Source organism: Rhizobium sp. 05L429, from assembly GCF_056397645.1.
The window spans coordinates 192,135-215,214 of sequence record NZ_JBFTNV010000013.1 but is presented as its reverse complement, the minus strand read 5'-3'; the positions used below and the strand labels follow the sequence as shown (position 1 = coordinate 215,214).

The following is a 23,080-nucleotide window of genomic DNA, read 5'->3' as shown; positions in this document are numbered from 1 at the left end:
GTCGACACGGGCTCTGCAGGCAGCCTTCGATCCTGAAAGAAAGCCGGATTTCGCCGTCCAGCTTTCCGACATCAACACCTATCTCGCCGCCGATCCCAATTACGAGGGMGCGCAGGCGACACCTTTTCCGCCGACAGCACCCGAGCGTTTCCTTCTTGGCGCAAGCGTCGAGAGCGCAGTGCTGGCCGCCGAGAAGGGCTGGGGGCTGGTATTCGCCGGCCATCTCAACGGCGATCCGGAAAACCTGCGCAAGACCTTCGAAGCCTATGAACGCGCCTCCGGTGGCAAGAAGCCGATCCTGGCGCTCGCTGCCTTCGCAGCAGATAGCGAGGAGCAGGCCCGCGAGCGCGTCGGCAATCTGCGCATCGTCAAGATTTTTCTGCCCAACGGCCAGACCGTGAATGTCGGCAGCGAAGAACAGGCGGCCGAATTCGCAAGGCAGGCCGGTGTCACGGATTATCGCACCGAGGAAAAGGTGCCGAGCGTGCTGCACGGCACGGCCGCTCAGATCCGCAAGGAATTGGACGAGTTGCACCACCGCTACGGGGTCAAGGAATTCGTTCTCGATACACCGGCGCTCGCCGCTTCAGAGCGGCTCTCTTCAATCGAACTGCTCGCCAAGGAACGGCTTTCCCTCGCAGCCTGACCATCCCCAGGAGGATTGAACCCATGGCCAAGAAGAAAATCACTTTCGGTATCATGCTGCAGGGCCCAGGCGGCCATATGAATGCCTGGAAACATCCAAGCGGCCCGGCTGATGCCAGCACCAATTTCGAGTTTTTCGTCAAAACCGCGCGCAAGGCCGAAGAGGCCGGCATTGCATTCGCCTTCGTTGCCGATGGTCTCTATATCAACGAACAGTCGATCCCGCACTTCCTCAACCGGTTCGAGCCGCTGACGATCCTTGCAGCCCTTGCTGCCTCCACATCGAAGATCGGTCTGGTTGGCACGGTTTCCACGTCCTACAGCGATCCCTTCACGATCGCCCGCCAGTTTGCCTCCATCGACCTCGTCAGCGGCGGCCGCGCCGGTTGGAACGCCGTGACTTCGCCGCTCGAAGGGTCGGGCCGCAATTACKGGCGCGAGCATCCCGAGCACGAGCTGCGTTACGAGATCGCCGAGGAATATATCGACGCCATCAAGGGTCTATGGGATTCCTGGGATGACGATGCCTTCGTGCGTGACCGCGAGAGCGGCGTCTATGCCGACAAGAGCAAGCTGCACCGGCTGAACCACAAGGGGCGTTTCTTCCGCATCGAAGGGCCGCTCAATATTGGCCGGTCGAAACAGGGCCAGCCGGTCGTCTTTCAGGCTGGCGCTTCCGATTCCGGTATCCGGCTTGCCGGCAAACATGCCGATGCGGTCTTCACCAATGGCGGGCCGATCGAGGAAGCGCAGGCTTTTTACAAGCAGCTCAAGCAGAGCGCGATCGCGCAGGGACGCCGGGCCGCAGAGATCGGCGTCTATCCCGGCATCGGCCCGATCGTTGGTGTAACAGCGGAGGAGGCGGAAGCCAAATATCAGGCGATCCGCAACCTCGTCACCATCGAAGAGGCGCTTCTCTATCTCGGCCGCTTCTTCGACCATCACGATTTCAGCGCCTATCCGCTCGACGAACCGTTCCCTGACATTGGCGATATCGGCCGCAACAATTTCCGCGCCACGACCGACCGGATTAAGAAGACGGCGCGCGAGAAGGGGCTGACCCTCCGGGATGTCGCGCTCGACAGCGCAACGCCGCGCACCGCTTTCATCGGCACCGCTGAGCACATCGCAGACGAGATCATTCGCTGGACCGACGGCGAGGCCGCTGACGGTTTCATCCTCGGTTTCCCCGTGATCGCCGAAGGCTTCGACGATTTCGTGAAATACGTTCTGCCGATCTTGGAAGAGCGCGGCTATTTCGATCCGGTCCTCAAGGGAGAGACATTGCGCGACCACCTCGGCCTGCCGTTCCGCGAGAGCCGATATGCGGGTGGCGACGAGGCTATCGAACATGGAAAGGCCGTCGGCGCATAACGCGCCGCGGACGTTTCCATGAATGTCATCACCAAGACTTCGCGCAGTCATGATCGGATCGAGGTAGGAATTGCCGCCTATCTCGACGAGTTCATCGCGCTTCGCCACGACCTTCATCAATATCCGGAGCTCGCTTTTCAGGAGCGCCGGACGAGCAAGCTCGTGGCCTCGCACCTTTCCTCCTGGGGCTATGGGGTGGCGACGGGCATTGCCGGTACCGGCATCGTCGCCACCCTGGTCCGCGGGAATGGCAAGCGGACTATCGGCATTCGCGCCGACATGGACGCGCTGCCGATCGAAGAAGCGACCAGCCTCTCCTATGCCAGCAGCAATCCCGGCGTGATGCACGCCTGCGGTCATGATGGCCATACGACGATCCTGCTTGCTGCCGCGCGTTACCTTGCGGAAAGCGGTAATTTCAGCGGCACCTTGCGGCTGATCTTCCAGCCGGCCGAAGAGATCGGCGCCGGCGCTCGCAAGATGATTTCCGAAGGGCTGTTCGAACGCTTCCCGGTCGATGCGGTTTTCGGCCTGCACAATTGGCCGGCCGTGCCTGCAGGCCACTTCGGTTTCGTCGCCGATGCCGCCATGGCGTCCGTCGATCAGGCTGTCATTCGCATCATCGGCAAGGGTGGTCATGGCGCCGAGCCGCATCGCGCCGTTGATCCCATCCTCGCCTCGGCCTCCTTCATCACGGCGTTGCAGAGCATCGTTTCGCGCAATGTCGATCCGCAGGATATGGCCGTCGTCACCGTCGGCTCCATCCATGCTGGGTCAGCGTCGAACGTCATTCCGGAAAGCGTCGAGCTGAAACTCACGATGCGTGCCTTCAGCCAGGCGGTGCGTGACAAGCTCCAGGAACGCGTGCCGGCGCTTGCCCGAGCCCAGGCCGAGAGCTTCGGGGCAACGGCTGAGGTCGACTACCGGCTGGGTTTTCCGGCGCTCATCAACCATCGCGTTGAGACAGCCTTTGCCCGCGATGTCGCGCTCTCCTCCTTCGAGCCGGAAAGCGTTGAAGCGGGGTTCCGACCGCGCACGGCGAGCGAGGATTTCGCCTTCATGTTGCAGGAGAAGCCGGGCAGCTACCTCTTCGTCGGCAATGGCGACAGCGCGCCCCTTCACAGCGCCCACTACGATTTCAACGACGCGATCATTGCGCCGGCCGCCCGCTACTGGGTTCGGCTCGCTGAAACCTTCCTCACTGACGATAACGGGTGACGAACGACATGAGCGATACGTTTCTTTACACCAGTCCTCTCGATCCCCGCGCCAAGCCGCTGATCGACGAGCTGATCCACGAATATGACAGCCGCTACGGCAACTATTTCAGCGAAGAGGGTGCCGCGGCCGAACTCAGTCGCTATCCGCCCGAGGCTTTCGCCCCGCCTGTCGGAAATTTCGTGCTGCTCGTGCGCGACGGCGAGACGATCGGTGGTGGAGCTTTCAAATATTACGACGAGCAGACGGCCGAGTTCAAACGCATCTGGACGCGCTCCGATCTGCGCAGGCAAGGCCTTGCCCGCAAGGTGCTCGTGGAGCTTGAGGTGCAGGCGGCCCGACAGGGCTATCAGCGGGTCTACCTGACGACTGGCTTTCGCCAGCCTGAGGCCGTCGGCCTCTACCTCAACTACGGCTACACGGCACTCTTCGACCCCAAGGTCGACCCGGAAATCTACAAGACGCTGCCTTTCGAGAAGGACATCCGTCACCTCGCACCGCAGCTGTCGGCCAATACCGATCAACCGCCGCTGCAGGCTGCAGCGGGTCGCTGAGCTCAGGCAAAAAACACTCCACAACAAGGGGAAACACGATGGCATTGACGAGTGACTATGCCGGCATCGACACCGGCAGCAGCAGGGCAGGCGATCATGCGCAGCAGGACTACTCGCGATTGAGGATCGTCCCGGCGCGGCATCCCGGCCGGCTTGCCGGCAGCGTATTCGCCGCTGTCGTCATTGCCGCAGTGCTCTATTCGACCTTTACCAATCCGCGCTGGGGCTGGGATGTCTTTGCCGAATGGTTTTTCGCAGCGCCGGTTCTTGCTGGTCTAGGGCGCACGCTGCTTCTGACGCTGCTTGCGACAGTTTCCGGCTCTATCCTCGGAACCGCGCTGGCGCTTGCCCGCGTCTCGAAATCGCCGCTGCTGTCTGGACTCTCATGGGGTTATATCTGGCTGCTGCGGTCGATCCCCGTCATCGTTCTGCTCCTGGTGCTGAACAATCTCGGCTATCTCTATGAGACCATTACCCTCGGCGTACCATTCACCGGCACTGTCCTTTTCGAATATCCGACGACACAGTTGCTGACGCCCTTTGCTGCGGCGTTCCTCGGCCTCACGCTCAATCAGTCGGCTTTTTTCGCCGAGATCGTCCGTGGCGGCATCCTGTCCGTCGATCAGGGGCAGCTCGAAGCGGCGTCGGCCCTCGGTCTGCCGCGTCGCCGCCAGGCCTTTCGTATCGTGTTGCCGCAGGCCATGCGGTCGATCCTGCCAACTGGTTTCAACGAGATCATCGGCCTGACCAAGGCCACCTCCATGGTCTATGTGCTGGCCCTGCCGGAACTGTTCTACACGGTGCAGGTGATCTACCGCCGTAATCTCGAAGTCATTCCGCTGCTGATGGTGGCGACGGTCTGGTATCTCGTCATCATGACGGTTCTGTCGATCGCCCAGCACTATATCGAGCGCTATTTCTCGAAAGGCGCGCTGCGCAACCCGAAGCCATTGCCGTTCCAGGCTTTCTTCCAGCGTTTCAACCGTCCGCTACCTGCAGTTACACCATCGAGCGTACCAGTCCGCACCTCCGGTTTCCGGGATGCAGCGGTGCTGCGATCCGGCGGTGCGGTCCGTATCCACGGCATTTCCAAAAGCTTTGGCTCTCTAAAGGTGCTCGACGGCATCGACCTGACCCTGCCGGCAGGCAGCGTCACCGCCATCCTGGGCCCCTCCGGCTCCGGAAAATCCACGCTGCTGCGCGCCATCAATCACCTGGAGCGCGTCGATAGTGGTTTCATCTCGGTCGATGGCGATCTCGTCGGCTACGAGCAGAAGGGTGACGTGCTCTACGAACTCAAGGAAAAAGACATTCTGAAGCGTCGTGCCGACATCGGCATGGTCTTCCAGAGCTTCAATCTCTTCCCGCATCTGACTGTGTTCGAAAACCTCATCGAGGCGCCGATCCAGGTCCGCGGCGTCAACCGCGAGGACGCCATCCAGCTTGCGCAGGAATTGCTTGCCCGCGTCGGCCTCAGCGACAAGATCAACGCCTATCCGCGTCAGCTTTCCGGTGGCCAGCAGCAGCGCGTCGCCATCGCCCGTGCGCTGGCACTGCGCCCGAAGGTGCTGCTGTTCGACGAGCCGACCTCAGCGCTCGATCCGGAACTTGTCGGCGAAGTTCTCGATGTCATCAAGGAGCTGGCGCGTACCGGCACGACCCTGGTGATTGTTACCCACGAAATCGGTTTTGCCCGCGAGGTCGCCGATACTGTCGTCTTCATGGACGGCGGTCATATCCTCGAAGCCGGTTCGCCGGCCCGCATCTTCAACGAAGCGGAACATCCCCGAACCCGAGAATTCCTCGCCAAGGTCCTCTGAATAGGAGGGCAGGGCGCCAGCAGATCCCGGCCGCGACGGGCGTCCGGAGGGCATGGAAACAACAACAACCCTAAGATGAAGTGGAGAAGGAAAATGGCATTCAGAAATAGAGCCAATTACCTGCTAGCCGGTGTCGTCGCCTTGGCGACACTCGGTCTCGGCACGGCGCAGGCCGCTGAAAAGTTCAATCTCAGCCCGGATACGTCCAACCGCGTACGCGCTGAAAAGGACGAGACGGCCATCAAGGTCATCGCGCCGAACTTCAAGTTCGTCGAACCGGGCAAGTTCACCGTTGCCGTCAATGCCTGGGATCCGCCGATTGCCACCTATGCATCGGATGCTGCGACCGTGGTCGGCGCCGATCCGGATCTGGCGCAGCTACTCGCCGATTCCTTCGGCCTTGAGCTGAACCTCGTTTCAGTCGCTTGGGCTGACTGGCCGCTCGGCGTCTCCTCCGGCAAGTATGATGCGGTCATTTCCAACGTGACGGTCACCGAAGAGCGCAAGGAGAAGTTCGATTTCTCTACCTATCGCAAGGACGTGCTCGGCTTTTATGTGAAGTCCGACAGCAAGATCACCGAGATCAAGGAACCGAAGGACGTCGCCGGTCTCAAGGTGATTACGGGTGCTGGCACCAACCAGGAAAAGATCATCCTGGAATGGGATCGGCAGAATGTTGCCGCCGGCCTGAAGCCGATCGAGGTTCAGTATTATGACGACCGCGCCGCAGCCGACCTGGCGCTGCAGTCCGGTCGCGCCGATATCGAGTTCAATCCGAACGCGACCCAGGCCTACAGCTCTTCCATCAAGGGACACACCAAGCTTGTCGGCATCGTCTMCGGCGGCTGGCCGCTGACGGCTGAAATCGCCGTCACGACGAAGAAGGGCGGCGGCCTTGCGGATGCCGTCACCGTCGCCGTCAACGATCTCATCAAGAACGGAAAGTACGGCGAAGTGCTGAAGCACTGGAGCCTGAACGCAGAAGCCATCGACGAAGCAAAGACCAACCCGCCGGGGCTGCCGAAGAGCGGTTCATAAAGGATGGTCTGACGGACCGGCGTTGGAGGTCGCGCCGGTCCGTCCTCGTTTTCATATATTTTGGAGAGTTCTGTTGTGACGATATTTTCCAGACTGCGMATCACATCGATTGCCACCATTGCCTCGCTGGCAGCCTGCTATGCAGGCATTGCCACGGCTGATGAGTTCGACCTGAGCCCCGAGCAGCCCAACCGCGTGCACGCGCAACGCAACGAGGCGGCGATCGCGTCCATTCCGAAGAATTTCAAGTTCGTCTCGCCCGGCAAATTCACGATTGCGGTCAGCCCCGGCGGGCCGCCGCTCGCCACCTACGCGACAGATGCCAGGACGGTCGTCGGCGCAGACCCCGATTATGCCAGTGCCATCGCCGAAAGCCTCGGGCTGCAGCTTGAGATCGTCCCGGTTGCCTGGATCGACTGGCCGCTCGGCCTGACCTCGGGCAAATATGATGCTGTCATTTCCAATGTCGGCGTGACCGAGCAGCGCAAGGAGAAGTTCGATTTCTCCACCTACCGGAAAGGCCTTCACGGCTTCTTCGTCAAGGCGGACAGCCCGGTGAGCTCGATCAAGGAGCCGAAGGATGCGGCGGGACTGCGCTTCATCGTCGGTGCCGGCACCAATCAGGAACGCATCCTGCTGAAATGGAGCGACGAGGATGTCGCCGCCGGTCTCAAGCCTCTCGAGCTGCAATATTATGACGATGAGGCGGCAAGCCTGCTGGCGCTGCGCTCGGGTCGCGCCGACGTCATCGTCCAGCCGCATGCGCAGCTCGTCTATATCGCCGCGCGCGACAAGAACCTCAAGCGGGTCGGAACGCTGAGCGCTGGCTGGCCCGATCGCTCCGATGTCGCGATCACCACCCGCAAGGGAAGCGGCATTGCCGATACGCTGACGCTCGCCACAAACGGCCTGATCAAGGATGGAACCTATGCAAAGATCCTTGAGCACTGGCAGCTCTCGGAAGAGGCGCTGCCGGCCTCCGAGACGAACCCGCCCGGCCTGCCGAAATTCTGAGTGAGGACAAGATGAGCGGCAATACGCTTTCGATCAGCCATATCGGCTTTCTGACACCCGGAAACTATTCGGATGACGACCCGCTCCCCGGCCTCGAAAAGACATTGCAGCTTCTTGGCTTCGGCGAGGAGCTGGGTTTTGAAAGTGCCTGGGCTCGCCAGCGGCATCTGGAGCCCGGCATCTCCTCCGCGACTGCCTTTCTGGCGGCCGCCACCCAGCGAACCAGCCGTATCGAGCTCGGCACCGCTGTCATTCCGATCGGTTACGAAAGTCCGTATCGGCTGGCAGAGGATCTTTCGACGGTCGACGTTCTGTCAAAGGGAAGGCTGAATGTTGGCCTGAGCGCCGGACGTCCGCTGCATGCCGACCTCATCGGTCCGCTTGCCTTCGACGGCGACTGGCAGAACCATGATTTCTCGCATGAACGCGTGCTGCGCTTCGCCAGCAATCTGAAGGGAACCTATCTCGGCGACGAGAACACCTTCATCAAGACGCCGTTCGGCCCGCAACGCCCGAGGCTGCATCCCTATGCGAGAGGCCTGATCGACCGCATCTGGTATGGCGGCGGCTCGCTGCGCTCGGCCGCCTGGGCCGGGCAGAACGGGTTCAACCTGCTGATCGGCAATGTCACGACCGGCGAGGAGACCGACGATTTCTTTATCGCCCAGTCCCGTCAGCTGGTCGTCTACCGTGCCGCTGGCGGAGCCGATCGACGTGTAGCGCTCGGCCGTGTCATCGTGCCCTTCGACAGTGCCGATGCGGCCACCCGCAGGCGATATGCCGATTATGCCGCCGGGCGTCATGAGCGCACGCTTTCCCCGCAAGGTGAGCGGCGCACCCTTTTTGCCAGCGATCTCGTTGGTACATCGGAGCAGATTCTCGAGCGTCTCCATGCCGATCCCATCCTGCCGCATGTCAGCGAGCTCAGGCTGGAATTGCCCTATGAATTCGAACATGACGAATATCGCCAGATCCTGCATGACTTTGTCACGCATATCGCGCCTGAACTCGGCTGGCAGACAAAGGTCCTTCGGGTGGCCTGATGCGTGATATTGCTATGCGAGTCGCTTGAAAGAACCGAACGAGCAGGTGCATCAATAGCATGTCCCCATCGGCCTTGAATCGAGTGCTGCATTCGACCGCAGCCTCAGTGCGACAAACATCGGAATTGTAGGAATCTCTCCGTGACCAGATTAGTCGAATATTTCATTTCCATAAGCTCACCCTGGTCGTATATCGGGCTGGATGCCTTTGCCGAGCTTGCCGAAAAAAACGATGTGAGCATCAAGCCGTATCTGACGACGGTCGTTGAAGAAAACGGCGGGATTTTCTCTCGCAACCGGCCGGAAATCCGCCGAGCCTACTGGGTCCGGGATCTCAAGCGCTGGGCGGGTGTCCGCGGCAAGACCCTGATCCTCGAAAACCGGCCTGAACTCAGCGATCCAACGCCGGCTTCCTTCTTCGTCATCGCCGCCTATCTCGACCGCCAGGACTGGATCGGCGTGACACGTGCCCTGCAGCATGCCTTCTGGAGCGAGGCAAAGGATATCGGCAGGCCCCATATCCGCGAAGCGATCGTCAATGCGGCCGGTTTCGATGGAGCGGCCTTGCTGCGGCGGCAGGGCGACGGCGATGTTCAGCAGAAATGGGCGGCAGATCGTATTCACGCACGCGAAAGAGGCGTCTTCGGCTTTCCGACCTTTGCCTATGAAGACGAGCTCTACTGGGGACAGGACAACTTGCCCTTCCTCGAGCGCCATCTTCACGGCGACAGGCCGTAAAAAGCCGTCATTCGAACAGCGCGCTTCCGTCGCCGGTAAAACTCTCTCCGGCGGCGAGATCGATCCTGTGTTTTCCAAAGCCGCCGCTGACCGTCTCACCGGACGCAGCGTTCTTTCCGAGCACAGGATCGTGGAGCTCGGCGACAAGCGGAAGTCTATTCGCCGCCGCATCATGCTGGAAGGCGACGTGCCGAGCCCGTCGCACATTCCACCTGGCTGCAGCTTTTCGCTAGCCCTGATCCGATTCTAGTCGCCTGCGCAAAGCCGTCCTTTAATCTTTGCGCTTCGGCGTGTTGGACACAGCGTTCAGCCGGCGCCACGGTGCGTGATCCGTCTTGATCGTGACCAACGCCGAAGATGGCAGAAGCGGCAGCCGCTTGCGCCGTCCGAAGCGGCGTTTGAAGCCAAGTATGTTTTCGACAAAGCTGCGGGCGTAGAGGCCGGGGCCGCTGGAATAGATGCGCCAGCCGCCGTCGACGGCGATCTCGCCCTTTTTGACCTGCTGCCAGTTGCTCGCGGCCTGATAGCGATCCGGGAAGGCGACATCACTGCTGCTGAAATAGGTATTGCGCTGGCGCAGAGATGCTTGCGGCAGGGCATCCGTGACAGCGATCGGATTGACGAGGCCGATCGCCCTCCAGAGGGCTTTTGCATCGTCGGCTATGGCCAGCGTTTCGCAGTAGCGTAGATGCGCATGCACATACATCAGACCGATTTCGCGGCCGAAAAAGGACGAGGATTCGGCGCGGCGGAAGAGTGTTTCCGGGCCGCCTGCATAGGTCGCAGGCTTCTCCATCAGGCGCACGCCATCGGGGAAGAGCAGGTGCTTTTCGATCAGCTTCATATGCTCTTGCCGTTGCCCCGGCGTAAAGAGCTTGCCGAGCATCGCCTGTGTCATCGAGATCAGCGAGTAATGCAGCCCGGTGCGTTGGTCGTCGGGATGCAGCAGCAGTTCGACCCCGTCATGGGTGGGATCGAAGATGCCGTAGCCGGCAACCACGCCGTCGCGGATCAGATGCTTGTTGAAGTCGCGCCGCATGGCGGTTGCGATCTTCCGCAGCGCTGTTGCGCCATCCCCCTTGCCGACGCGGCGCAGGATGGCGGAGTAACGCACGACCTGCTCGTAGAGCAGGGAAACTGTCCAGCTGCTCACCATCCAGTCGCGCAGATGGGGATCGGCTGGCTGCAGGGAATCGTTCCAGTCACCTTCGCCATAGCGGATCAGATGCGTGCCCGGGATGAAGCGTTCGCGCACCGTATCGAGGAGCTTTTCGACATGGATGGCGATCGTATCAGCCGGCGCTTTGCCCATCGTCTTGTCGTCGCGCCAGGCGACTTTCTCCTCAAGGATGACAAGATCGCCGGTCGCTTCGATATAGTCGCATAGTGCCTTGAGCGGCCAGACGACGATGTCGCCGTGGCTGTCGCCGGAGCGGATGTTGGAATAGGGCTCCAGCATGAACCATTGCGGCCAGTCGCCTTTTTGCAGGGACTGCTCGCTGAAGACCGTCTTCACGACTTCTTTGGCTTCGCGATCATGCTCATAAGCGAGCAGGAATTCAATCGGCCCCTGGCAGGCATCTCGGGTACCCCAGGCCGCGCCCGTATATTGCTCAAGCCCGTGCGGAACACTCAAATGCACGATGGCGTCATGCGCCAGCCAGGGAAGGATCGTCGCATGCGCCACGGCTTCGGCTCTTGGCTTGTCGAGCGTCAGGCCGCGGATAGTATCGCGCCAGAAACGTGACGCCGGTGCCAGCATCTCTTCTTGCGTCACGCCGCCTGCATAGCGATCTGCCAGACGTTTGGCCTCCGCCTTGTCCGTCATCGAGCCGACGACGGTGAAGGACAGCGATCGTGTTTCCTTGGACCGCACCGCAATGAAGGCGCCGTTGCGGGCGACGCCATCCTCATAGAGAAGCTCGTCGCCGCCGATCGCCTCAACGGCATCGGGTGTGGAGCTCACCAGCCAATAGCTTGCATCGGGAAAACGCTCACCCCAGAGCCAATGCGGGTCCGGACGAAAGAGGATGCGCTTGGCATCGTCGTCGAATTCGACATGACCGCTCGTATCATATTCCCGTTCGCCGAGGACGAGGTGACCGAAAACCAGGAAACGGCAGGGCTTGCCTTCCACGGAGACCGCCCACTGCATGGCAGGATCCTCGCCGGGGGCCGTGGCCATCACGGTGATGGTGCGGTCGGCAAGGCGATAGATCCAGCGGCAGTCGCTAAGCCCCATCTCGAAGATCGAGGGCACGGCGAGAAGCTGCCAGCCCTGGCCGACATCGACAAGGATGCGCAGCCCGGTGGTGCGCGTCAAATTGTAGGGGTCGCGGGAGACGGAAAGCAGCTTGTGGAAGGATGTATTGCCGATCGTCAGTTGCGCGGCAAAGATGCCCTGCATCCAGCAGGTCGATGCCAGCGTGACATCGTCGAGCAGCATGTTCTGGCCGCTGCGGATGATCGCTCCATGGCGCCGCGCGACCTGTAGCTCCTTTTCCCGTAGCACGATATGCCGGTTGAGAGCCCCCTCGGGCACGAAGAAGGAGAGGAGCTGTCCGTCGACGCGTTCTTCGAGGATGCGGTCAGGATAGAGGCCGGCGAGCGCCTTGTCGCCGAGCGTTTCCACCGTCAACAGCGCAGCATTCTGCAGGATGCTGCGCGGAGGCGTTTTCTCCGCCGGACCAGCCGCCTTCTTCTCGGCGGTGGTCAGATGGTCGAGGCGGGAAAGATCCGCATCGCTTGATGCTGCCTGGTGATCGTTGAGGAACAGGCCGAAGAAGCTGGCCGTCACGCCCTCGGATGAAACGGAAAGCGGCTTCGACTGAAGGGCAGGGCAGGCCATCTCATGCTGCCGGCGCTGGCTTGGCAGGTCGCTGCCGAAGGGGCCGACGAGAAGATCGTTACTGCGAGCGGCTGATTGCACCAGCTGGATTGCATCTGTGGCATAGGCAGCCACACCTTCCAGGCAGCCCTGTGCGAGCCACGGAATGCGTCCGCCACCTTGCTTGAGGTTCTGCCGGTTCATCACCACCAGTCCGAAAGCCGGATGCTCGGCGATGTGATGATCCACATATTGCGAGGCATAAGCCTCGCTGTTCATCAGGAAACCACGATCGCCGAGGCCGACATCCTGAACCAGCACAAGATCGGCCGGCAGCTTATCCTCGCCGGCATGGGTGAGCGTGACATGCCAGAACCAAGTCGCCTCGGAGGGGGCGAGCACGAGGCTGACGTGATAACGGATTTCCCCAGCTTCACCGCTCCAGGTAAAGCCCGTTTCGTGGTGGCCGAAGCGGCCCTTTGCCCGCGGTCCGACGATTTCAGCGAMGACAGGCTCCTTGCCGCCGAGCCGCAGGTAGAGACGTCCRACGCCGCCGGAAAGCGGCGATCCCTGGATCTGGTTGATCTGCACAGATCCGAGACTATCGGCATAATCGATGGAAAAGAGCGTGCCGTTCGGTAGCGCGGATATGGAGAGGCCGGAGCCGTTTGCGATTGTCAGAAGGCCGAGGTCGTCGCGGCGGGGCATCTGCAATTTGCGATTCAGTCTCGAGGGCATGTGAGATCTCGTGTCGCCTAAAAGGGAATCGAAGAATGACGCAAAATGATTGAGGGAAATATTATCTGTTGTCACTGGTGAGATCGTGTCGCGCAGACTGTTTACCGCAGTCCGGATTGCCGAACTGCCGCTCTTCATCCTTTTTTGGGCTAAAAAGGCTCTTACGCCGCTATGCCCTGGCCGCAGCTGGCAGATGGTCTTCTGCTGCTAGACAGCAAGCGGAAAAAACCTCTCCGACACCGATCAGCACTGGCCGGTCGAAGCCCATATCGACCATGGCGATAGCGAGATCTTCCAGATTGCCGCTCCACCGCCTCTCGTCGGCACTGGCGACCGAGCTGACAATAACGACGGGCGTCTTTGTGTCGAGGCCGGCTTCGATAAGTCTGTTCTGTATGGCGCCGGCGGTTCTTCCGCCCATGTAGAAGACCGTCGTCTTTTTCCGATCGGCAAGGGCGTGCCAGTCGATCGTCTCAGGCAGCTCGCCATGACGCGAATGCCCGGTGACGAACTGGACGGCCTGAGCATGATCGCGGTGGGTCAAGGAAACACCGAGCCGTGACGCCATAGCGCTTGCCGCCGTGATGCCAGGGATGACATCGACCGGAATATCATGCTGTTTCAGATAGGCGATCTCCTCGCCGGCGCGGCCGAAGATCATCGGATCGCCGGATTTCAGCCGGGCAACGTTCTTGCCGGCCTTGGCGAAAGTCAACATCATCTCGTTGATGTCTTCCTGCCGGCAGCTCGTGCGCCCGCCGCGCTTGCCAACCAATAGACGTTTGGCCTCACGCCGCGCCAGTTCCAGAACTTCGTCCGACACCAGATCATCGAACAGGATGACATCGGCGGCTTGTAATGCCCGCACGGCCTTCAGCGTCAGATATTCCGCATCGCCGGGACCGGCGCCGACAAGCGTCACTCGTCCGACGGGGCGCGCCTGAGCCTGCCCTTTCATCTCCGCAAGCAGATCGCGGGCGCTTGTCTGCGTCGGTTCAGCTCCGAAAGCGCGATCGACAAAACGCTCCCAGAAGGCGCGGCGCTCAGCGCCGGGCTTCAGACGAAGGGCAATCTCTTCGCGCAATGACTGGGCAAGGGTCGCCCAGGATTTCAGGGATGTCGGCAGCAGCGTCTCGATGCGGCGGCGAATGGCCTGGGCGAGAATGGGGGCGGCGCCATCGGTCGAGATCGACACCACGACGGGCGAGCGGTTGACGATGGAACCGAACTGGAACTGGCAAAAAGCCGGTTTGTCGATCACATTGACGGGAACGCCGGCTCGGCGCGCGGCCTCGAAGAACTCCCGGGCTTCGGCCTCGTCATCGCAGTCCGCTATGGCAAGCGCCGCGCCTGCAAGAACATCCTCGTGCCATGCCATTGGACGGTGGATGAGCGCGCCTTCTGGATGTGGGGAGCCGCGCTCAATGAGGGTGGCACAGACCTCGCTCAGTTGCTCTGCATGGATCTCGACTCTCGCCCCGCAGGCGGCCAGCAGTTCCGCCTTCCAGGCGCAGGCATCCGAACCGCCGGCGACGATCACCCGCTGGCCGGCAAGCGACCAGAAGACCGGCAGCTTGGCGAGCGGCGCCATGCGGGCCGGCGCCCGGTCGGCAACATCATTCGGCAGCGTCTGCAACACAGGCATTGATGATCCCTCTGATTTCAGCGCGGCAGGAGCCGCAATTGGTGCCGKCCTTCAGTTCGCTGCCGATCGCCTCGACACTGCGGCAGCCGGAACGGACGGCGGCGACGATCTGGTTGACGCCGACGCTGAAGCAGGAACAGACGGTGGCCCCTGGATCCGGCATGTCAGCGCCCGGCCTGCCGGCAATGATCGCAAACCGGCGGCGCAGATTGCTGTGATCTGCAGTCAGCTGCGAGACTGCCCAGTTGCGTGCGACAGCAACCGGCTCCTTTGCAAGGAAGAGCGCGGCAAGCAGCCTTTCTCCGTCGAAGAAGGCGATGCGCCGGTCGCCCGATTGCTGGTCGGCATAACCCAAGGGCTCGATATGGTCGGCAATACCGAAGCTTTTTCGGCACCACGCCGTCCAGTCTGCGATGCTGTCACGGAACGCGATCTCCAGTCGCCAGCCGCCATCGGCCTTGGCAAGTGCCCAATAGTCCGCATCGAGCACATCAGGCTTTGTCACGCTGACAGCGAAACCATAAGTGGCAGCGCGATAGCGGCTGACGGCAACCGCGACATTCTTCGAGGCGGGCTGGCCGGAAACCGGATCCGTTGCGGGTTTGACGACAGCGCCGATCCGCCCCCCAGCGGAGTTCTGATCGCTCCAGTGCATGGGCACGAAAACGCTGCCGCGTGCCTGCCGGTCGGTCACAAGCGCGCGGATGATGGCCTTGCCGTAGGCGCTTTCGACCTGCACGAGGGCGGCACCAGCCACGCCAAGCTCGATCGCGTCGCGCGGGTGGATCTCGGCGAAGGGCTCGGCGATATGGGATGACAGCCGCGCGCTCTTTCCCGTGCGCGTCATCGTGTGCCACTGGTCGCGGATCCGGCCGGTATTCAGCGTGAAGGGATAGGCCGCATCTGTCCTGTTGGTTGCCGGCGCTTCGACGGCGATGAAGCGCGCCTTGCGATCGGGATGGAAGAAACCGCCCTCGGCGAAGAACCGCGTTTCCTTTTTCTCCGTTCCGGAAGGTTGCGGCCACTGGAACGGCTTCAGCGCATCATAGGTGGGGGGCTGTATTTCGGCATAGGCGCCGATGTCGAAGTCGCGGCTGCCATCATTCTCGAAGGCGGACAGAGCGGCATGCTCAGCGAAGATGGCGGCCGGCGATGGGTAGTCGAAAGCTTCAGTAAAACCCATCCTGCGGCTGACTTCTGCCATCTGCCACCAGTCGGCGCGTGCTTCCCCCGGCACGCTCAGGAAGGGGCGCTGCCTGGATATGCGGCGTTCCGAATTGGTGACAGTCCCTTCCTTCTCACCCCAGCCGAGGGAGGGGAGCAACACATGCGCGTGTCGTGTCGTATCGGTCTCGCGCAACATGTCCGACACGACGACGAAGGGGCAGGCGGCAATCGCTGCCTCGACCCTGATGGCATTGGGCATTGAAACGACGGGATTGGTCGCCATGATCCAGAGCGCCTTGACATGACCCGCCTCGACGGCTCCGAACAGATCGACGGCCTTCAGGCCGGGTTTGCTGGCAAGATCAGGCGCATTCCAGAAGCGCTGCACCCGGTCGCGATCCCCAGCGTTTTCGATGGCCATATGGGCGGCCAGCATATTTGCGAGGCCGCCGACTTCGCGCCCGCCCATGGCATTCGGCTGGCCGGTCAGCGAAAACGGTCCCATGCCGGGTCGACCGATGCGACCCGTCGCCAGGTGGCAATTGATGATGGCATTGACCTTGTCGGTACCGGAAGCCGACTGGTTGACGCCCTGGCTGTAGCAGGTGACCACCCTTTCGGTGGCTTCAAACAACCGGAAGAATTCTCTCACCTGCATTGCCGGCAGGCCGGTGCGATCGAGCAGATCGTCAGTTGTCAATGTGGAAGCAGCGGCAAAGGTCGCGCCGAAACCTTCCGTATGAGCGCCGATGTAGTTCTGGTCGATGGCCGGGCTTGCCGCGAGATGGGCGAGCAGTCCCATGAAAAGCGCCACATCGCCATCGGGTCGGATGGCGAGATGCAGGTCAGCGATATCGCAGGTCATCGTTCTGCGCGGATCGATGACGACGATCTTCAGGCCCGGTCGGGCAGCCTTGGCAGCCGCCAGCCGCTGGTAGACGACAGGATGGCACCAGGCAAGGTTAGAGCCGGTCAGGACGACGAGATCGGCGAGTTCCAGATCCTCGTAGAGGCCCGGCACGGTATCCGAGCCAAAGGCGCGMCGATGGCCGGCGACCGACGAGGACATGCAGAGGCGCGAATTGGTATCGATATTGGCTGAGCCGATGAAACCCTTCATCAGCTTGTTGGCGACGTAATAATCCTCGGTCAGCAACTGGCCCGACACATAGAAGGCGACGGAGTCCGGCCCGTGTTCGGCGATAGTTTCCGAAAAGCGCTGCGCTACGAGATCGAGAGCCTCATCCCATTCCGCCTGCTTGCCGTCGATTTCCGGATGGAGCAGACGCCCATCCAGATCGATCGTTTCGGCGAGCGCCGAACCCTTGGAGCAGAGCCGGCCGAAATTGGCCGGATGCTCGGGGTCGCCCTTCACGGTCATAGCGCCGGCATCGTCCACCTTGGCGATCACGCCGCAGCCGACGCCGCAATAAGGACAGGTGGTCTTGACCTCTGCTCCCATCATTCCGCCGCCATCATCAGGCTTTCGAGCGCGATATAGAGCGTGCCGCCCTCGTTCTTGAGCGGGATCGTGCGCACCGTGCCGTTATCGGCACCGAGCGCCTTGCCGGTCTCCAGCGAAATCACCCAGTTGTGCAGCGGGCACGTGACGGCATTGCCGTGCACGATGCCTTCAGAAAGCGGTCCGCCCTTGTGCGGGCAGCGGTTTTCGATCGCATAGACTTCATGCTCGCTCGTACGAAAGACGGCGATATTCATCTGCGGGGTCTTCACGCAGCGGGAGCCGCGTAGCGGAATATCGGAAATGTCGCCGATCGGGTGCCAGTTCATGATGGTTCTCCTCACTCGGCCGCCTGATTGAAGCCGATGGTTGCCATCGGCCGGAACTCGTGCTTGTCCTTGCCTGAGACACGCTCCGACCAGGGATCGACCTGTGCGAATTTCTGGGAAAAGACGAAGCGCTCGTAATAGGCCTGGCGCTTTTCATGGTCTTCCATGATCTGCCGGCGGATCTCGTCAAGGCCGATACGCTTGGCCCATTTGTAGATGCGCTCCAGGTAACGGCCCTGTTCGCGGTACATCTGGGTCAGTGCCACGATATGTTCGAGCGCTTCGTCCTCGGTCTTGACGAGGCCGAGTATCTCGGTGCCCTTGATGTCCAGGCCTGCGGCGCCGGCAAAATGGATCTCGAAGCCGGAATCCACGCAGATGACGCCGACATCCTTGCAGGTCGCTTCCGCACAGTTTCGCGGACATCCGGAGACTGCCATCTTCAGCTTGGCCGGTGTCCAGGAGCCCCACATGAATTTCTCGATGCGGATGCCGAGCCCTGTCGAATCCTGGGTGCCGAAGCGGCACCAGTCGGAGCCGACGCAGGTCTTCACCGTGCGCAGACCCTTGGCGTAGGCCTGGCCGGAGACGAAGCCGGCCTTGCCGAGATCTGCCCAGACAGCGGGCAGGTCTTCCTTCTCGACGCCGAGCAGATCTATGCGCTGGCCGCCCGTGACCTTGACCATCGGAATGGCGAACTTGTCGACCACGTCGGCGATGGCGCGCAGTTCGCCGGAATTGGTTACTCCGCCCCACATGCGCGGCACGACGGAATAGGTACCATCCTTCTGGATGTTGGCGTGGACGCGTTCATTGATGAAGCGCGACTGATAGTCGTCGGCATATTCGTCCGGCCAGTCACAGACGAGGTAATAGTTGAGCGCGGGGCGACATTTGGCACAGCCGCCCGACGTCTTCCATTCCAGTTCCTGCATGACGGCGGGAATGGTCTTCAGCGTCTTCGCCTTGATGAGGCGGCGCACGTCGTCATGGCCGAGTTCAGTGCAGTTGCACATCGGCTGCACGGCCTGCGGATTATAGGCATCACCCAGCGTCAAGGACATGAGCTGCTCGACAAGGCCGGTGCAGGAGCCGCAGGAGGCGGAGGCCTTCGTGTGAGCACGCACGTCATCGAGCGATGTCAGTCCCTTGGCCGAGATCGTGGACGTGATCTTGCCTTTACAGACGCCGTTGCAGCCGCAGATTTCCGCATCATCCGGCAAGGCTGCAACGGCCGCCATAGGGTCCAGCGGGGATCCTCCCTGATAGGCCTGGCCGAAGATCAATGTGTCGCGCATTTCGGAGATGTCGACGGCCTTTTTCTTGAGGTCGTTGAACCAGGCGCCGTCCGAGGTTTCGCCATAAAGCACCGTGCCGATGATGCGGTTGTCCTTCAGAACAAGGCGCTTGTAGATTCCTGCAGTCGCATCGCGCAGTACGATTTCCTGCCGGTCGTCGCCGTCGGCGAAATCGCCGATCGAGTAGAGTTCGATGCCGGTAACCTTGAGCTTCGTCGGCGTGTCGGAATGTTTAAAGGCCGGCTTCGTGTCGTCGGACAGATGGGCGGCGGCCACGCGGGCCATCTCGTAGAGCGGCGCGACGAGGCCATAGACCATGCCACCCACCTCGGCGCATTCTCCGAGCGCGTAGATATCGCCATCCGATGTCTGCATGCCGGCATCGACGACGATGCCGCGGTTGACGGCAAGTCCGGCGTCCTTGGCAAGATTGACATTCGGTCGAATGCCGACAGCCATGACGACAAGCGTGGCGGGAATGATCGTGCCGTTGTCGAGCTCGATACCCTCCACTTTGCCGTCGCCGATGATCGCCTTGGTATTGGCCTTGCAGATCACCTTGATGCCACGTTCCTCGACGGCTTTCTGCAGCAGGTAGCCGGCAGCGGGATCAAGCTGGCGCTCCATCAGCGTTGGCATGACGTGCAGTACGGTGACATCCATGCCGCGCTGGGCAAGGCCGGCGGCTGCTTCGAGCCCGAGCAGACCACCGCCGATGACGATTGCCTTTTCGCGCGACTGGGCCGCCAGCAGCATGGCCTGAACGTCGTCGAGATSACGGTAGGTGATGACGCCCGGCAGATCCTTGCCGGGAACAGGGATAATGAAGGGCACTGATCCGGTTGCGATCACCAGCTTGTCGTAGCCTTCGGTGACGCCGTGGTCGGAGGTGACGGTCTTGGCGACGCGATCGATGTTGATGATCTTGTGGCCCTTGTACAGCGTGATGCCGTGCTTGATGTACCAGCCGTCGCCGTGAATGATGATCTGTTCGTAGTCCTTTTCTCCTGACAGGACAGGCGAGAGCATGATGCGGTCGTAATTGACGCGCGGCTCGGCGTTGAAGATCGTAACTTCATAGCGGCCCGGCGCCTGTTCCAAGAGGTGCTCCAGCATGCGCCCAGGCGCCATGCCATTGCCGATGATGACGAGTTTTTCGGTCATATTTACAGGTCCTTGGTCAGGTTGCAGCCACGGGCGCGGAGTGCCCCTGGCGTGACAATTGCTTTACGGACAGGTGCATCCAGATCAGCGAGATCGCGACGATCGCGAAAAGCAGCAGGAAGCAGCTCGACCAAAGGCCGGTCATGTCCTTGAGGAGGCCAAAGGCGATCGGAAGGATGAAGCCGCCAAGCCCGCCCATCATCCCGACGATGCCGCCGACGGCTCCGACGCTTTCGGGATAGTAGGCCGGAATGTGCTTGTAGACGGCAGCCTTGCCGAGGCTCATGAAGAAGCCGAGCACGAAGATGACGACGATGAAAATGACAGGCGTGATGGTAGCAGACGGCAGTGAAAGAATGAGGGTGGCCACGGCCGATACGGCAAACATCGCATACATAACGCTGCGCGCACCCTTCTTGTCCGACAGCACGCCGCCGAAGGCTCGGAAGATGCTGCCCGGGATGGAGTAGGCGGCTGCGACCATGCCTGCAGTTTCCAGGTTGAAGCCATAGACGCCGACCAGATAGCGCGGCAGCCACAAGGACAGGGCGACGAACCCGCCGAAGGCGAAGAAATAGTAGAGCGAGAAGCGCCAGACCTGAACGTTCTGCAGCGGCGCGAATTCCTGGGCAAGGCTCTTGGAAGCAACGCCACGTTCGCGGCGAAGACGGAAGGCCGGATCATCGGTCGTGGTGAACCAGAAGACGATTGCCATCAACGCCAGACAGACGGCCCAGATCTCTGCGACCGCCTGCCAGCCCCAGGCGAGCAGAACGAACGGGGCCGCGAATTTGGTCACGGCCGCGCCGACATTGCCCGCGCCGAAGATGCCAAGCGCCGTTCCCTGCTTCTCCGCCGGGAAGAAGGGCGAGACGTAGGCGACGCCAACCGCGAAGGATCCGCCGGCAAGCCCGACACCGAGGCCGGCGATCAGCATCTGCGAGTAGGTGTGGGCGTAGGAAAGCAGAAAGGTCGCCAATGCGGCGGCAAGCATCGTCAGCGTATAAACAAGACGGCCGCCGTAGCGTCCCGTCCAGATGCCGAGAACGATACGCACGAGCGAACCGGTCAGCACCGGGGTGCCGACCAGCAATCCGAACTCGGCTTCGTTCAGGTTGAGTTCCTGCTTGATGCGGATGCCGATGATCGCAAAGATCGTCCAGACGGCAAAACAGAGAGTGAAGGCGACCGTGGAGATCCACAGTGCTTTGGCTGGTTCGCCGGCGGACATGGGCTGCGCTTTCTCGATGACAGACATGGCTTCTCCGTGGCCCGACAAGGTCGTGCCGATCTATCGCTGGGGGTTAAAACAAAAAGCCGCTGGTCAGGACGCGCATGCACGAGGTGCGCGAAATATCCTGATCAGCGGCTTTGCTGGTGGCGCCCGCCGTTGGACGCCGAATTCATGGCCTTCTGGCCCATCTGCCTCAAGCAATCCGTATGCAGATGCCAAGAGGTAACTCTGTGTCTCTGATGAGCGCCTATCGCGCACATCCTGCCCCGATCGCCCTTGACCAGTGCAGTTTTAGTCTTGCAAGCGGCGTGCCAGTTTGTTCAAGCTACTGCAGGTTATTGAAATAAAAGGAAATTACTTCGACCTACACCCGATGCTGCTTTTGGAAGCACGAAATCGCTCTGCAAAACTTTTGTGCGATTGCTCAGTCGCGGGTCGRAAATGCTGCAAGYGATTTATGCAATGCAGCAGTTCTGTCAGGTCTCATCAGCGTGCGGAATGAAGGGCAAGGCGCTCTTCACGGCAAAGCCCGCAATATAATCCGGCAGTTTCGATGGGTCGAAAACATGGCCGTCCATGAAACGGTCGTCTTCGTCCGCGCCTTCGATGCGCACGTCGGCATCAATGGGTGCGCTCCCCTCGCCAAGGGCGGTGCGGTAAAGGTCCGGGCGATAGGCGGAGGCGGCTGCGCGTGCGGGGTTTAGACCGAGTTCGGCCTGACCCCAGCGGATCATCTGGCTGTAGATCCAGAGTGCCTGGCTCGTGCGAGGATAATTGGCAAAGCCCGAATGGAACATGAAGTAATTATCGATGATGCGCCGGTTCCCCTTTGCATCGAGGCTGAACTCGCCGGCCAGCACATGACGGATGATGTGAACCGGGGCTGCGATGTAGCGGGCATCCGCGAGGGCCTCGGCAAGCGCATCGTGGTTTTCCGGCCGGTCGCACCAGCGCGCCGCTGCGTCGAGAGCAACGATCAGCCGGGAGACTGTTTCCGGATGGCTGTCCGCCCATTCCGGGCGCATGCCGATCACCTTTTCCGGTGCAGATGGCCAGATATCCTGTTTGGCAGCGACGATACGCCCGACACCGCGCTCCGACGCCACCATGTTCCAGGGTGCGCCGACGCAAAATCCGTCGATGCCGCCGGCAGCCAGCGCATCCGACGTCAGCGGCGGCGGCACGACGACGAGTTTGACGTCCTTGTCCGGATCGATGCCCCCGGCGGCGAGCCAGTAGCGGAATTCGTAATTATGCGAGGAAAAGGGATAGGTGACGCCGAAGGTGGGCAACGGCTCTCCGCGCGCTCTCATCTCTGCCAGCACCTTTGCGAGCGCCCTGGCATTTTCTAGTGCATTCGCGGTCTCGGAAAGATCGGCGGCATCCCGCATTCTATCGAACAGGCGGGTCGAAAGCGTGATCGCATTTCCGCCGCGCCCGAGAGAAAAGGGCGTGATCGTCGGCGATGGATTGGAGCCGAGGCCGAGCATGGAGGCGACAGGCATCGGCGAGAGCATGTGGGCGATATCGAACTGCCGGAAGGCGAGGCGGTCGCGAACATTGGCCCAGGAGACATCCTTGACGAGGTCGAGCGTCAGGCCCTCCCGCTGCGCGAAGCCGAATTCTGCGGCAACTATCAGCACAGAGGCATCGACAAGCGGAATGAAGCCGGCCCTCAGTGTTCTCTGGCCTTCGCCATTGAGACGCGCGGGGGCCGGCAGACCGGCGCCGGGATCAAGGTTTTTCGTCATCATATTCACTCCGGCTTTCTC

General features: G+C 61.3%; 16 protein-coding genes. 9 read left to right on the top strand and 7 right to left on the bottom strand.

Annotation, left to right across the window (positions count from 1 at the left end):
* The 9 genes from AC1DNW_RS16360 to AC1DNW_RS16320 form a co-directional block, all read left to right on the top strand.
* On the top strand, positions 1-646 hold a 646-nt coding region (locus AC1DNW_RS16360), incomplete at its 5' end, for an LLM class flavin-dependent oxidoreductase (RefSeq protein ID WP_477853608.1).
* A 23-nt stretch (positions 647-669) separates the two neighbouring features.
* Positions 670-2,019, top strand: a complete 1,350-nt coding sequence (locus AC1DNW_RS16355) for an LLM class flavin-dependent oxidoreductase (protein WP_477853606.1) — start codon at positions 670-672, stop codon at positions 2,017-2,019.
* Positions 2,020-2,037: 18 nt separating this feature from the next.
* Positions 2,038-3,237, top strand: a complete 1,200-nt coding sequence (locus AC1DNW_RS16350; RefSeq protein WP_477853604.1) for a M20 aminoacylase family protein — start codon at positions 2,038-2,040, stop codon at positions 3,235-3,237.
* Entirely contained in the window at positions 3,234-3,791 is a 558-nt protein-coding gene (locus AC1DNW_RS16345) for a GNAT family N-acetyltransferase (RefSeq protein ID WP_477853602.1), read from the top strand. The genes AC1DNW_RS16350 and AC1DNW_RS16345 overlap by 4 nt, the downstream gene beginning before the upstream one ends.
* Before the next feature lie 38 nt (positions 3,792-3,829).
* Positions 3,830-5,611 (top strand): amino acid ABC transporter permease/ATP-binding protein, encoded by a 1,782-nt coding sequence (locus tag AC1DNW_RS16340; protein ID WP_477853600.1) that lies wholly within the window; start codon positions 3,830-3,832, stop codon positions 5,609-5,611.
* A 93-nt stretch (positions 5,612-5,704) separates the two neighbouring features.
* Positions 5,705-6,649, top strand: coding sequence for an ABC transporter substrate-binding protein (locus tag AC1DNW_RS16335; protein WP_477853598.1), 945 nt, complete (start codon positions 5,705-5,707; stop codon positions 6,647-6,649).
* 99 nt (positions 6,650-6,748) lie between these two features.
* The gene (locus tag AC1DNW_RS16330) at positions 6,749-7,663 is read left to right on the top strand and encodes an ABC transporter substrate-binding protein (RefSeq protein WP_477853619.1); all 915 of its coding nucleotides are present in this window, start codon (positions 6,749-6,751) and stop codon (positions 7,661-7,663) included.
* An 11-nt stretch (positions 7,664-7,674) separates the two neighbouring features.
* Entirely contained in the window at positions 7,675-8,706 is a 1,032-nt protein-coding gene (locus AC1DNW_RS16325; RefSeq protein WP_477853596.1) for an LLM class flavin-dependent oxidoreductase, read from the top strand.
* Positions 8,707-8,847: 141 nt separating this feature from the next.
* Positions 8,848-9,444: a DsbA family protein gene (locus AC1DNW_RS16320; RefSeq protein ID WP_113307493.1), complete on the top strand. Its 597-nt coding sequence runs from the start codon at positions 8,848-8,850 to the stop codon at positions 9,442-9,444.
* 271 nt (positions 9,445-9,715) lie between these two features.
* Here AC1DNW_RS16320 and AC1DNW_RS16315 read toward each other — a convergent pair whose 3' ends face one another.
* From AC1DNW_RS16315 to AC1DNW_RS16285, 7 genes are all read right to left on the bottom strand, one after another.
* Positions 9,716-13,009: a GH36-type glycosyl hydrolase domain-containing protein gene (locus tag AC1DNW_RS16315; RefSeq protein ID WP_477853595.1), complete on the bottom strand. Its 3,294-nt coding sequence runs from the start codon at positions 13,007-13,009 to the stop codon at positions 9,716-9,718.
* Between the two features lie 169 nt (positions 13,010-13,178).
* On the bottom strand, positions 13,179-14,654 hold the full coding sequence (gene cysG / locus AC1DNW_RS16310; protein WP_477853591.1) for a siroheme synthase CysG: 1,476 nt from the start codon (positions 14,652-14,654) through the stop codon (positions 13,179-13,181).
* Positions 14,626-17,283 carry a nitrate reductase gene (locus AC1DNW_RS16305; protein ID WP_477853618.1) on the bottom strand — a complete coding sequence of 886 codons (2,658 nt, stop codon included), beginning with the start codon at positions 17,281-17,283 and terminating at the stop codon, positions 14,626-14,628. The genes cysG and AC1DNW_RS16305 overlap by 29 nt, the downstream gene beginning before the upstream one ends.
* Complete coding sequence (gene nirD, locus AC1DNW_RS16300; protein WP_113296612.1) at positions 17,283-17,612, bottom strand: nitrite reductase small subunit NirD; 330 nt, start codon at positions 17,610-17,612, stop codon at positions 17,283-17,285. The genes AC1DNW_RS16305 and nirD overlap by 1 nt, the downstream gene beginning before the upstream one ends.
* An 11-nt stretch (positions 17,613-17,623) precedes the next feature.
* On the bottom strand, positions 17,624-20,074 hold the full coding sequence (gene nirB / locus AC1DNW_RS16295) for a nitrite reductase large subunit NirB (protein ID WP_477853589.1): 2,451 nt from the start codon (positions 20,072-20,074) through the stop codon (positions 17,624-17,626).
* Between the two features lie 16 nt (positions 20,075-20,090).
* Positions 20,091-21,332 carry an MFS transporter gene (locus tag AC1DNW_RS16290; RefSeq protein ID WP_113507103.1) on the bottom strand — a complete coding sequence of 414 codons (1,242 nt, stop codon included), beginning with the start codon at positions 21,330-21,332 and terminating at the stop codon, positions 20,091-20,093.
* Positions 21,333-21,784: 452 nt separating this feature from the next.
* Positions 21,785-23,062: a CmpA/NrtA family ABC transporter substrate-binding protein gene (locus tag AC1DNW_RS16285; RefSeq protein WP_477853588.1), complete on the bottom strand. Its 1,278-nt coding sequence runs from the start codon at positions 23,060-23,062 to the stop codon at positions 21,785-21,787.
* Positions 23,063-23,080 lie beyond the last annotated feature (18 nt).